The following is a 12,372-nucleotide window of genomic DNA, read 5'->3' as shown; positions in this document are numbered from 1 at the left end:
CCTGCAGCCGTTGATTGACTGCCAGGGCGGGCTGCGCTACCCGGTGCTGGACGGCCAGGCCGCAAGCCCGACCGGCTGGACGCGGTGTACAAGCCGCGCTGAAAAACCGGCATGTCCACGCCCTCCCCCTCCAGCCAGTTCGCCCTGCTGCGCCAGCGCCGCTTCGCCCCCTTCTTCTGGACCCAGTTCCTGGGGGCGATGAACGACAACGTGCTGAAGTTCGCCTTCACGGTGCTGGTGACCTACCGGCTGTCGGTGGACTGGCTGCCGCCCGCCCTGGCCGGGCTGGCCATCGGCGCGGTGTTCATCCTGCCCTTTTTGCTGTTCTCGGCCACCGCCGGCCAGTTGGCGGACCTGCTGGACAAGGCCCGCGTGATGCGCATGGTGAAGAACCTGGAGCTGGCCATCATGGCGCTGGCGGCCTGGGGCCTGTGGCAGGGCTGGATCGCGCTGCTGCTGGGCTGCATCTTCCTGATGGGCCTGCACAGCACGGTGTTCGGCCCGGTGAAGTACGCCTACCTGCCCCAGCACCTGGGCGAGCGCGAGCTGACCGGCGGCAACGGCCTGGTGGAGATGGGCACCTTCGTGGCCATCCTGCTGGGCAATGTGCTGGGCGGGGTGCTGGCCGGCCTGCCCGAGGGCAGCGTGCCCAGCAGCGTGCAGGCGGTGGGCCTGGCCGGCCTGCTGCTGGCGGCGCTGGGCCGCTGGGCGGTGCAGGGCGTGCCGCCCAGCCCGCCGGACGCGCCCGGCCTGCGGCTGAACTTCAACCCCTTCTCCGAGACCTGGCGCAACCTGCAGCTGGCGCGCCAGCAGCCCACGGTCTTCCGCACCCTGCTGGGCATTTCCTGGCTGTGGTTCTTCGGCGCGGTCTTCCTGTCGCAGTTCCCGGCCTATGCCAAGGAGGTGCTGCACGGCGACGAACACGTGGCCTCGCTGCTGCTGGTGGTGTTCTCGGTGGGCGTGGGCACCGGCTCGCTGCTGTGCGAGCGACTGAGCCGCCACCATGTGGAGATCGGCCTGGTGCCGCTGGGCGCGCTGGGCATGACGGTGTTCGCCGGCGCCCTGGCCTGGACCTCCGGCCTGGAGCCGGCCGCCGCCCAGCGCTGGACGCTGGGGGCCTTCCTGGCCCAGCCGGGCCACTGGCCGCTGCTGGCCGAGCTCTACCTGCTGTCGCTGTCGGCCGGCCTGTTCAGCGTGCCGATGTACGCGCTGGTGCAGTGGCGCTCGCCGCCCAGCCACCGGGCCCGCATCATCGCGGCCAACAACATCCTCAACGCGCTCTACATGATCGCCAGCGCGCTGATCGTCGGCGCACTGCTCTCAGCGGGCCTGGGCATCCCCGGCGTGTTCGGCCTGCTGGCCCTGGCCAATGTGGCGGCGGCAGCCGTGCTGTTCCTGCGCGTGCCGGACTACCCGCGCCGCTGCGTCGCCTGGCTGGCGGCCTGGCGCCAACATCCCCCTGCGAACGAATGAGCCCCCTGCCCTCGCCCCCCCGCGACCGGCCGTCCCAGGCGCTGGCCCTGACGCTGATCCTGACCGGCCTGCTCGGTGCCACCACGCCCGCCGCGGCCAAGGTGACCGAGGACATCCTGAAGCTGCCGGTGACGGTCACCAACGCCTGGGGCAAGACCTGGACACAGGACATGGTGGTCACGGTGTTCGCCGAAACCGAGCAGCCCCGGCCCCGCGCACTGCTGGTCATCCTGCACGGCCGGGCCACCGACGCGGCCGGCCGCCAAGCCCTGGGCCGCGCCCGCTACAGCGACAGTGCGCGCTGGTTCGCGCGCATGGGCTTCGTGGTGGCCGTGCCCACCCGGGTCGGCTACGGCGTGACCGGCGGCGAGGACGTGGAGGACTCGGGCAGCTGCAGCCAGCGGATGTACCCGCCGGTCTACGCGGCGGCGGCCGACGAAACCGAGGCCCTGATGCGTTTCATGCGCCAGCGCCCGGATGTGAAGGCGGACCACGGCGTGCTGCTGGGCCAGTCCTTCGGCGGCATGACGGTGGTGGCCCTGGCCGCCCGCAACCCGGCCGGGGTGTCGGCCATCCTGAACTTCGCCGGCGGTGGCGGCGGCAACCCCGAGCTGAGCCCCGAGCAGCCCTGCAACCAGCCCGCGCTGGAGCGGCTGTACGCCGACTATGGCCGCAGTGCCCGCACGCCGGTGCTGTGGTCCTATGCGCAGAATGACCTGTTCTGGGGCCCGAAGCTGCCACGCGAGTGGTTCCAGGCCTTCCACAACCAGGGCGGCGTGGGCGAGTTCCAAGCCTATCCGCCGGTGGGCAAGAACGGCCACAGCCTGTTCACCGCGGCGCCCGAGCTGTGGCGACCGGTGGCGCTGGCCTTTCTGCGGGCCCATGGTTTTCCGGACCTGAAGGAGCCCCCGGCGGCTGCGCCGGGCACCATCGCCTCCACCCCGTCATCGCCCACGGCGGAATGAAACCACCGCGGCGCGCCTAAAATTGGGGATTCCCCGTCGGCTTCTGCGAGAACACCTGTGTCCGCCACCATCCTGCAACAACTCCCCACCGGCGTGCGCGTCGGCATCGCCTTCTCCGGTGGCCTGGACACCAGCGCCGCCGTGCACTGGATGCGCTCCAAGGGCGCCGTGCCCTGCGCCTACACTGCCAACCTGGGCCAGCCCGACGAGAGCGACTACGAGGAAATCCCGCGCAAGGCCAAGGCCTACGGCGCCGACATCGCCCGCCTGATCGACTGCCGCGCGCAGCTGGTGGCCGAGGGCATCGCCGCCATCCAGTCCGGTGCCTTCCACATCAGCACCGGCGGCGCGACCTACTTCAATACCACCCCGCTGGGCCGCGCCGTGACCGGCACCATGCTGGTGGCGGCGATGAAGGAAGACGGCGTCAACATCTGGGGCGACGGCTCGACCTACAAGGGCAACGACATCGAGCGCTTCTACCGCTACGGCCTGCTGGTCAACCCCGCGCTGAAGATCTACAAGCCCTGGCTGGACCAGCGCTTCATCGACGAGCTGGGCGGCCGCAAGGAGATGAGCGAGTACCTCATCGCCAACGGCTTCGACTACAAGATGAGCGTGGAGAAGGCCTACTCGACCGACTCCAACATGCTGGGCGCCACCCACGAGGCCAAGGACCTGGAGTTCCTGAACGCCGGCATGCACATCGTCAAGCCCATCATGGGCGTGGCCTTCTGGAAGCCCGAGGTCGAGGTCAAGGCTGAGACGGTGACCGTGCGCTTCGAGGAAGGCGTGCCGGTGGCCCTGAACGGCCAGACCTTGGCCAACGCCGTGGCCCTGTTCGAAGAGGCCAACAAGATCGGCGGCCGCCATGGCCTGGGCATGTGCGACCAGATCGAGAACCGCATCATCGAGGCCAAGAGCCGCGGCATCTACGAAGCCCCGGGCATGGCGCTGCTGCACATCGCCTACGAGCGCCTGGTGACCGGCATCCACAACGAGGATTCCATCGAGCAGTACCGCATGAACGGCCGCAAGCTCGGCCGCCTGCTGTATCAGGGCCGCTGGTTCGACCCGCAGTGCATGATGCTGCGCGAGTCGGCCCAGCGCTGGATCGCCCGCGCCGTCACCGGTGAGGTGACCCTGGAGCTGCGCCGCGGCAACGACTACTCGATCATGAACACCGAGAGCCCCAACCTGACCTATGCGCCGGAACGCCTGAGCATGGAGAAGGTGGAGAACGCCGCCTTCACGCCGGCCGACCGCATCGGCCAGCTGACCATGCGCAACCTGGACATCGCCGACACCCGCGAGAAGCTGGGCATCTACAGCGACGCCGGCCTGCTGGGCCGTCCGGACAGCAGCATCGGCCTGATCACCGCGCCCGACAAGGCCTGATCAGCGCACACGGTTGACAGCGGTTGTGTCCGGCCCCGGCCGGCCCACCGCCTTCCAAGGGACCCTCCGGGGTCCCTTCTTTTTTTGTGCGGCGATTCAGGGACAGCATACGGTCTACTGCCGAACATCGGTCTTTGCGATTACCCATTGCCGAAGATTCTTGAGTTTTCGTGGTGCTCGCTCAGTCCAGGCGACCTCTGCACCGTCGACAATATCTTCATAGATTGGAAGGACACTGGTGACGCCAAGATACTCCCACTGTACGGAGACTCCTAGTGGGCCTCCTTTGTACGGCTTTGAGTTCAGCTTGCCAATCCGCTCCACCTTTGAATAAGCCGCCTCAATTGTTTTGGCTTTGACTAAGACCGTGTTCTCCCATGACAGGAAGCGCGCCTCGGGGTCATCTCTGCCTTCATCGTCCAATTCGATGAACCTCAGAAGATAGGACCCGAGGTACCAGCCGACTGGCGATGTGTTTTTATCGTTTGGCATTGCGATGGTGGCTCGACTGGCCGACCTTTAACGTGAGGGTGACTGGCGCACAGCAACTGCGGCGAGGTGTCCGTGTCGATTGACATGTTAGGGTGCGCTGCCATGAAAACCTATATACAGGCTTTTCAACGACTGCGGCAGACCTCGCCAGTAGTCCTGCGCGAGCACCATATCCACCCGCCAAAATAGATTCTCAACAAAGGAAACGTCGATGCACTCTTTCACCTCGTCGCTTCCGTTAGAGAACGCATCAGAGAAGAAGCGGAAGAGTGCCTCGTGCTTAACGAACGGAACGCCCTCCGTCATTTGATAATTCAGCGCGTTCGCCAAGTGACCAAACCAAAGACAGGCGTACTCTGGATCAACCTCAAAACCCAGCCTCCTGTGCTCAAGGTCGGCACCATTGGCCGCCTCCGGGAAATGCTCCCGCACTTCGCGATAGAGATCGATAACATATTGCATATCTGCGCCTTACCGTTCAATTTCAACGGACGTTGCAGGCGATCCGCTGCAGACCAGTTAACCCAATCACAGGCCACCAAGATAAAATGAGAGTAAGCCATCGGAGCTCTCGATTCCCAGGATGCCCATGAGCCTTTCCAACTCCATGCCAAAATGCTCTCGGGCCTCGGTGTCGTGATCTTCTAGTTGCAAGAGCGCGCCCTGAAACTTCTGCATGACCCACAGCTTGGAAGGGTGCTCTGCCACCCCAGCAAGTAACTGATCAGTGAGCCCATTGACCAATTCGGCGAGCCGACCTCTTTCGGCGGTCGTATCGACGCCGGGCAAGAGATCAATTTTTGGCAACGCTCGATATTCAGCGAGCGCCTTTACAACGCTCGGTAGAACGATCAGGGGTTCATCGACGATGTCGGAAATTGGATCGTAGGTCATCGGGCCAGCTTGCCAATGGGACTCGCCTCGATCGAGGGGTTGAGCGTCTCGGCAGGCGCAGAAAGCACGGAAGTCGATGTTGCCGTGACAACCGGGATGATCAGCGTTAGCAGCAAGCAACTTATATAGTTTAGGATTGAACGAACCTTCTTGCCTGATTCTCTACTCTTGAGGAGATAGATAGGAATTGCAATTACAGAGAACATCAGTACTGCGCCACCTAACAGGGTGGATCGCTGATAGGAACGCTCCTTTGCATCGAAGTAGTACCAAAGATAAATACTCACGGTGGTGAACACCATGAAGAGCATGTTAATAATTTTTGGCGGTTCCATACCACGGGCGCCCGAGTAGCCGATCGTGATTCCGATGAGCACGAGAAGCGCGAAATAGATGTAGAGTGCTCTTTTGGATGACATGGTTCTCCCGACTATGTTAAAGACGCCCAACGCGACGCTACCCGACCTGCACTGCTTTGCTCGCGGGTCCGGTTGAGCGCAAGGTTATGCATCGGCTTGGCCGGAGCGTCACGGCAGCTTTGCATAGCGCTACGAAGCGATGGCGGATTGAAGAAGGGAAACGAGCCTCTTGGCTTCAGCGGCGGAAAGGGTAATTGGCATCATTTGGTAGCTGGCTACACCCTTTGCCACCAATTCGATCCCCACTGCCTTTTCACTTGGGCCGCCTTCAAGCAAGTGCACTTTCAGCCGCGATGACAATAGTGCCTGACGCTGGCCTTCAACTTCGCCGAGAGTCTTCTCGATCTTTGCACCGAACATGGCAGATTTAAAGCCACCATAACGGACCATGCGGAATATGAAGTAGCCAACGATGCCAAGAAAGAAGAACCAAAACAGATTTTCAGTAAGCCAAGCCATGTGGAGGCTCCGATAGATGCATAACGTGTGCTAGACCGAAAGGGTACGCCACCTAAGCAGGCAAGCCTCCCCCTAAATCAAATGAGACTTCTAACGCCAAGTGTCTGACAGGTCGACACTTTTGCGGCATTGCCTGTGTTTTTGTACAGAATTGAATTTCCGGCAAAAGTGGCACGTTGTGGCAAACTCTCATCGAAGGCTGAGCATGCGCCGGGAGGTCATGATGACCAGTCACCCTGCCCACCTTTCCAGCTCGCAGGACGCTGCGTCCTGCACAAGCTGCCCAGCAGTTGCCCCTGAAGTCGCCGCGGGTTCTCGGTCAGCTTCGCGAGCGGCTGCGCTTTCTCCACGACAGCCCACGCACCGAAGAGGCGTACGTCCACTGGATCAGGGCCTTTGTCCGCTTTCACAGACTTCGTCACCCGGCCGAGCTGGGCGGCGGTGCGGTCCGCAGTCCGCTTGATGTGCTGGCGAGAGCCGAGGGATGGGGTCGTTCCAGGACCTCGGAAATCGACCCACCGTGTCAGCCGCGTAAAGCACGCCGCCTCGGCCCATCCCTCATTAAGGTGACATAAAGGGTTCCTAACGTCGCGGGCTTTGTTCCACTCCGCCAAGAGCCCTTTCATGCTGCCCTTGCTGTACCGCCGCCATGTTTTGGCCCTCGCCGCCACCCTCGCCCTCGGCCTGAGCGCCTGTGACGACAGTTCCTCTGATCTGAGCATTCCCGCCGCGCCCACCGGCCTGGGGCAGGTCGATTCCGCCCCGGTCCAGAACGAGACCAGCGTGCCGCCCTTCGTGGACAATGCGGCCACCAACCAGCGCGGCGACCCCTGCCATGCCACCGTGGCCACCAATGCCGGCGTGCGCGTGCTCAAGGGCTTCCTGGACCTGTGGACCCCCGCCACCCTGCTGGTGGACGCTGGCGTGAACGCCGCGGCCTCGGGCGGCTGCGCGGCCATCACCGCCTACACCGGCAATGGCATGGACGGCACGGTGCTCAACCAGGCCGTGCTCAACACCAGCCTGCAGTACGTGGTGAGCACGACCACGGCGCGCACCGCCGACGAGGCCTCGGCGTCCTACTACGACGACCGCCGCGGCAAGGGCTACAGCGTGACCGACGGCATGGGCCCGCTGACCGCGGCCTGGCGCAGCGCAGCCCAGCAGACCACCACCATCACCTCCATCCCCGCCGATGCCACGACCGTGGCTTACAACGACGGTGGCAACAACACCGGTGTGGGCAGCAGTGGCGGCAACGCCACCTTCGGCGCCGTGGTCGATTTCGTCAACAACGTGGGCAACAACGCCTCGACCGAGCCGGCCAAGCGCTTCTACAAGTTCGCCCGGCCCTGGCGCTGGAGCAACAGCGTGGTCGTCACCCCCACCCTGGTGCCCGCCGAAAGCAGCACCCCCGCCACGGACGGCGGCTTCCCCAGCGGCCACACCGCGGAAGCCGTGCGCGATGCGCTGGCCATGGCCTACGTGATGCCTGAGCGCTACCAGGAGATGGTGGCCCGCGCCCTGGAGCTGGGTCGCAACCGCATCGTCGCCGGCATGCACTCGCCGCTGGACGTGATCGGCGGACGCATCCTGGGCACGGCCTCGGCCGTGGGCAACCTGGCGGCCGCCACGCCCACCACCCGCGCCGCCGCCTATGCGCAGGCCCACACCGCGCTGATGGCCGCCGCCGGCACCACCGACTGGAAGAGCTTCTACGCCTACGCCCATTCGGGCACCAGTGCCAATGACCGCTTTGCCGACACGGCCGGCATGAAGGCCACGGCCGAGCAGCGCCTGACCTTCGGCTTCAGCCAGATCGCCTCCGCCACCCAGCCGGCCCAGGTGCCCAAGAGCGCCGAGGTGCTGCTGGAGACCCGTCTGCCCTACCTCAGCGCCGACCAGCGCCGTGTGGTGCTCAAGACCACCGCGCTGCCCTCGGGCTACCCGGTGATGGACGATGCCGAGGGCTATGGCCGGCTGAACCTGATCGCCGCGGCCGACGGCTACGGCGCCTTCAACGGCGACGTCAGCGTGACGATGGACGCCAGCCAGGGTGGCTTCAGCGCCGCTGACAGCTGGAAGAACGACATCAGCGGCGCCGGCATGCTGACCAAGGATGGCTCGGGCAGCCTGAGCCTGACCGGTGCCAACAGCTACAGCGGCGGCACGGTGCTCAAGGCCGGCACCCTGGTGGCCGGCTCGGCCAGCGCCCTGGGCAGCGGCGACGTGTACGCCAGCGGCGGCACGCTGGTCACCAGCCCGACCAGCCAGCTGGCCCTGGGCGGCAAGCTCACGCTGCTGGCCGGTTCCACGCTGCAGCTGACGCTGGGCGACCCCAGCCAGAACCTGGGCCGCATCGCCGCGGCGGGCACGCTGACGGTGGACGGTGCCGCCCTGCAGGTGAACATCACCGGCGTCCAGCCGGTGGTGGGCGAAAGCGTGCTGCTGATCTCCGCGGGCCACGTCAACGGCCACTTCGGCAACGTCACGGTGAACGGTCACCAGGCCACGGTGGTCTACAGCCAGGGCCAGGTGCGCCTGAAGATCACCGCCTGATCGGCGCGCACGGTCGGCAGCGTCGGTGTCAGGGCCGGTTCACGCCGGCCTACTCCTGTCGGCAGATGCAACCCTCGTTGTCGTCGTAGGCGGCCAGCATGTGGGGTGGGCAGACCGCGCCCCCCACCCGGCATTGCTGCAGCCCCGGCTCGGGGGGCTCCGCACGGTCCAGCGGCGGGGGCGCATGGGGCCGCACGGGGCGGTTGCTGGCCAGCAGCCGGGCCTGCTGGCGCGAATAGGCCAGGTGGTTGTCGCGGGCCGCCCGGTCGCGCTCGGCGGGCAGCACGCACACGCGGTCACGCGGCCCGGCCTCGCGCCAGACCCAGCCCTGACGGCAGGTGTCCGGCCCCCAGGCCCCGCCGCCGGGCTGCACCCGGGATGCGGCCGCGGCATTGTCCCGGGCCACCTGCAGCCGGGTGGCCGGGGTCACGCAGACATGGTCGTCGGCAAAGGCGTCCCGGAACACATAGCCGTTCTGGCAGGTGTCGGGCCCGTAGGGCAGGGACGAGAGGGCATCCTGAGCCCGGGCAGGGGCACTGCCGATCAGCGTCAGCAGGACGGCAAGGGGAAGGAACACGCGGTGCATGGTGGCACTCCTGGCATCGGGGCCGGGCCCCGTTCATGGCTGGCGCCGCCCACCTCGGGCGGTCCTGTTCCGATGAACGGGATGGCCGGCCGCAGTCGGACAGAGCGCCATCCTCCAAGGGGAGGAGGTCGGCTCAGGGCCGCTCGCTGTCCTGTCCGCGGTTCCGTCCGGTGGCCCGCCCCAGCAGCCGGCGCAGCCAGATGCGCAGGCGCCGCGCCAGCCGCCAGGGCGCGCTGGCCCGCACCCGGGCGAGCAGGGCTTCCTTCCAGGGCACCCAGCGGCCGTGCAAACGGGCAAACCAGGCCAGGCGCATCAGGGCGGGCTGGGTCAGCGTGAAGAGCCGCGCCACCACCGCCGTGCCGCCCAGCTTGGCCGCCAGGATCACCGCCAGACCCAGCAGCGCATGGCCGCGGCTGACGGCCCACAGCGCCAGCAGCTTGATGGGCAGCAGGGCCAGCGTGGGCAGGGCGAACAACGCCAGCGCGCCATAGGGCGGCAGGCGCCGCACCCAGGACTCCAGCTGCCGAAAGCCCGGCCAGGCGCCGACCCAGGCCAGCAGGCGCTGCAGCGGCTCCCAACCCCATTCCTCGAACAGGATGAGCAGCGCCAGCGGCCACTGCCACAGCGCGTGCAGCAGGGCTTTCAGACGGGCGCGCCAGGGGCTGTCGGACATGGCCGTTGGCCTCAGACCGCCGGAACGGCCTCGGCTTGGGCCGGCAGCAGGCAGGCCGCCAGGCCGGCCAGCCAGGCCTGCAGGGCCGGGCCGCGGCGCAGGCGGCCGGTGGCCGGCGTGCCGGCCGACTCCGGTGCGGGCAGGTGCTGGCGGCGCGCGGCCAGGCTGTCCTCGGGCAGCAGCTGCCAGACGGGCACCGCGCGCTGGGCGCGCGGCAGGCGCAGGCGCTGCAGGCGGCGCTCGCGCTGGGCCTCGTCCCAGGGGCGGTCCAGGTGGACGATCAGGGGCAGGCGCGGTGCGGTGGGGATGCGCGGCTCGCTGCCGGGCAGACCATCGGCCACCAGCAGCAGGCTGGGACCTTCGGCGTCGCGGAAGCGGCGCAGCGCGGCATCGGCCTCGCGGTGGGCCGTGGGCAGCACCTGGGCCTGCCAGCCGGCCGCGGCCAGCCACTCGTTGAGCAGCTCGGCCCAGGCGGGCATCTCCTCGGCGGCATCGGCCTCGGCAAACAGCACCACGCGGGACAGGCCGCGGCCCAGGGCCTCGGTCAGCAGCTCGGGCAGCGCCACCAGCGCGGCCTCGCGCTCGGCCGCCTCGGCCTGGGCCAGCTGGGCCCGCAGCGCCAGCTGGTCGCTGTCGGACAGGAAGCCGCTGCGCTGCCAGCGCGCCAGCAGCGGCGTGGCGGCGGCCAGGGCCTGGGTGTGGCGCTGGCGGGTCTCGTCGGGCCAGGCCACGGTGCGCTCCTCGGGTGCCCAGGCCGGCCACTGGTCGGCCACCTCGGCCCAGCCGCGCTGCAGCAGCAGCGGGCCCAGGGCATCCGGCGTGGCCGCGGCCAGGCCCTGGGCCACGGCCCCGGTGCCCAGGCGGTCCAGCCGGCCCAGCCAGGCCTCGGCCTCGGCCGGGTGGGTCTGCAGGCCATCTTCCGGCGCCAGCACCCACAGCCAGGGCGCGGCGGTGTCCTCCTCGGCCGGCAGGGCCAGCCAGCCGGGGCGCTGGTCGACGATCAGCACGTCCAGGCCGGCCGGCAGCGGCTCGCCGGGGTGCAGCAGCTGCACCGAGGCGTCTGCGCTCAGCGGGGCCAGCAGGGCCTGCCAGCGCGCGCGCAGGGCCTCGTCGGCCTCGCCGTCCAGACACCACGCTGCCATTGCAGGGCCGCCAGGCCAAGGTACATCGCGGCCATGCCGGCCAGGGCCAGCCAACCCAGCCCGGTGTGGGGCCGGTCGTCCAGCCCCAGCGGCAGGGCGTGGCCCAGGCTGGCCAGGGCCGCCAGGAAGGCCAGCATGGCGGTGCCGGTGAGCAGCGCGCGGGCCGTGTCAGCCAGGCGCTGCGCCCCCGCCGCCAGCCACAGCAGCGGCGCCCAGGCCAGCGCCAGCAAGGCGCTCCACCAGACAGGCCAGCCGCCCGCAGCCAGCAGCGGCTGCGGCCCCAGCCCATGCAGCCCGGCCTGCACCGCCACCGTCACCGCCCAGACCACCGCCAGGCTCAGCAGCGGCGCGGCCAGCAGGCTGCCGCGCCGCACCGCGCTCGCGGCGCTGAGCATCTGCTGCCGGGTGTGGGCCACCACCTCGGACGCGGCCAGGAAGTGATGGGCCTTGTAGAGGGAGTGACCGAGCAGGTGCAGCGCCGCCATCTGGTACAGGCCCAGGCCGCACTCCATCACCATGAAGCCCATCTGGGCCACGGTGGACCAGGCCAGGCGCACCTTGATGCTGATGCGGGTGAGCATGGCGAAGGCGGCCAACAGCGCGCTGGCCAGACCGAAGACCACCAGCAGCGCCCGGGCGGCGGGCACGGCCTCCAGCAGCGGGGCGAAGCGGATCAGCACGAAGCCGCCCAGGTTGACCACGCCCGCATGCAGCAGAGCCGAGACCGGCGTGGGCGCCTCCATCACCTGCAGCAGCCAGCCCTGCAGCGGCACGTGGGCCGTGCGCACGATGACCGCCGCGGCCAGCGCCACCGCGGCCAGGGTCAGGCCGGGCCCGGCGCCCTGCCGCGCGGCCTGGTCCAGCGCCGCAGAGAGGTTGCCGCTGCCGGTGGCCTGCCAGGCGCCGGCGGCGGCCGCCAGCAGCAGCAGGTCGGCCAGGCGGTCGCTCACCCGCTTCTTGTGGGCGGCCAGTTGGGCAAACGGCCGGTCGGGGTAGAAGCACAACAGGCCGTGCAGGGCATGGCCCACCCAGGCCCAGGCCAGGATCAGGATCAGCCAGTGGTCGGCCAGCAGCAGCACGTGCACGCCCGCCAGCACACCGGCCAGGCGGCCCATGTAGCGGCCCTGCCCCGGCTCACCGTGCAGGTAGCGGGACGAGAACACCCCGATCACCGTGCCCAGGAACTGGACCAGCAGCGCCACCCAGGCCGACAGCGGGCTCAGCAGCAGGCCCTCCACCACCGGCGCCGGCAGGCCACGCCACTGGCGCAGCAGCTGCAGCAGCACCGTGAGCAGCGCCGCCGCCAGGGCCA

12 protein-coding genes and 2 pseudogenes are annotated in these 12,372 nt (G+C 68.2%); 5 read left to right on the top strand and 9 right to left on the bottom strand.

All coding sequences use genetic code 11. From position 1 onward, the window contains the following. Positions 1-111: 111 nt before the first annotated feature. From I73_RS26155 to argG, 3 genes and pseudogenes are all read left to right on the top strand, one after another. Positions 112-1,440 (top strand): annotated as a pseudogene (locus I73_RS26155) (MFS transporter); the annotation flags it as partial. Between the two features lie 29 nt (positions 1,441-1,469). Continuing rightward, complete coding sequence (locus I73_RS26150; protein ID WP_022979691.1) at positions 1,470-2,438, top strand: dienelactone hydrolase family protein; 969 nt, start codon at positions 1,470-1,472, stop codon at positions 2,436-2,438. Positions 2,439-2,495: 57 nt separating this feature from the next. Next, positions 2,496-3,836 carry an argininosuccinate synthase gene (gene argG, locus I73_RS05460; protein ID WP_022979690.1) on the top strand — a complete coding sequence of 447 codons (1,341 nt, stop codon included), beginning with the start codon at positions 2,496-2,498 and terminating at the stop codon, positions 3,834-3,836. A 114-nt stretch (positions 3,837-3,950) separates the two neighbouring features. Here the strand turns inward: argG and I73_RS31410 are convergent, their stop codons facing one another. The 5 genes from I73_RS31410 to I73_RS32345 all read right to left on the bottom strand — a co-directional run bounded on the left by I73_RS31410 (position 3,951) and on the right by I73_RS32345 (position 6,100). Further along, complete coding sequence (locus tag I73_RS31410) at positions 3,951-4,328, bottom strand: DUF4288 domain-containing protein (RefSeq protein ID WP_083876561.1); 378 nt, start codon at positions 4,326-4,328, stop codon at positions 3,951-3,953. A gap of 87 nt (positions 4,329-4,415) precedes the next feature. After that, positions 4,416-4,790: a hypothetical protein gene (locus I73_RS05455; protein WP_022979689.1), complete on the bottom strand. Its 375-nt coding sequence runs from the start codon at positions 4,788-4,790 to the stop codon at positions 4,416-4,418. Between the two features lie 66 nt (positions 4,791-4,856). Beyond that, a complete protein-coding gene (locus I73_RS05450) occupies positions 4,857-5,222 on the bottom strand; it encodes a DUF4844 domain-containing protein (RefSeq protein WP_022979688.1) in 366 nt (121 codons plus the stop codon). Beyond that, complete coding sequence (locus tag I73_RS32350) at positions 5,219-5,641, bottom strand: hypothetical protein (protein WP_148289690.1); 423 nt, start codon at positions 5,639-5,641, stop codon at positions 5,219-5,221. The genes I73_RS05450 and I73_RS32350 overlap by 4 nt, the downstream gene beginning before the upstream one ends. A 129-nt stretch (positions 5,642-5,770) precedes the next feature. Beyond that, positions 5,771-6,100, bottom strand: coding sequence for a hypothetical protein (locus I73_RS32345; RefSeq protein WP_148289689.1), 330 nt, complete (start codon positions 6,098-6,100; stop codon positions 5,771-5,773). A 290-nt stretch (positions 6,101-6,390) separates the two neighbouring features. Here I73_RS32345 and I73_RS34805 point away from each other — a divergent pair. Both I73_RS34805 and I73_RS05445 read left to right on the top strand, forming a co-directional pair. After that, positions 6,391-6,573, top strand: a pseudogene (locus I73_RS34805) (phage integrase N-terminal SAM-like domain-containing protein); the annotation flags it as partial. Between the two features lie 151 nt (positions 6,574-6,724). Next, positions 6,725-8,659 carry a phosphatase PAP2 family protein gene (locus I73_RS05445; RefSeq protein ID WP_022979687.1) on the top strand — a complete coding sequence of 645 codons (1,935 nt, stop codon included), beginning with the start codon at positions 6,725-6,727 and terminating at the stop codon, positions 8,657-8,659. 49 nt (positions 8,660-8,708) lie between these two features. On the opposite strand, the gene I73_RS30735 is transcribed toward I73_RS05445, so the two are convergent. The 4 genes from I73_RS30735 to I73_RS26135 all read right to left on the bottom strand — a co-directional run. After that, the gene (locus I73_RS30735; protein ID WP_022979686.1) at positions 8,709-9,245 is read right to left on the bottom strand and encodes a hypothetical protein; all 537 of its coding nucleotides are present in this window, start codon (positions 9,243-9,245) and stop codon (positions 8,709-8,711) included. A gap of 133 nt (positions 9,246-9,378) precedes the next feature. Further along, positions 9,379-9,918 (bottom strand): hypothetical protein, encoded by a 540-nt coding sequence (locus tag I73_RS26140; RefSeq protein WP_022979685.1) that lies wholly within the window; start codon positions 9,916-9,918, stop codon positions 9,379-9,381. Between the two features lie 11 nt (positions 9,919-9,929). Next, complete coding sequence (locus I73_RS05430) at positions 9,930-11,060, bottom strand: hypothetical protein (protein ID WP_022979684.1); 1,131 nt, start codon at positions 11,058-11,060, stop codon at positions 9,930-9,932. Beyond that, on the bottom strand, positions 10,985-12,372 hold a 1,388-nt coding region (locus tag I73_RS26135; RefSeq protein WP_022979683.1), incomplete at its 5' end, for an NADH-quinone oxidoreductase subunit L. The genes I73_RS05430 and I73_RS26135, both read right to left, overlap by 76 nt.

Origin of the sequence: Ideonella sp. B508-1, assembly GCF_000333615.1 — a bacterium.
Lineage (GTDB): Bacteria > Pseudomonadota > Gammaproteobacteria > Burkholderiales > Burkholderiaceae_C > Ideonella.
The sequence above is the reverse complement of the archived record's forward strand: the minus strand, read 5'-3'. Positions and strand labels throughout refer to the sequence as shown.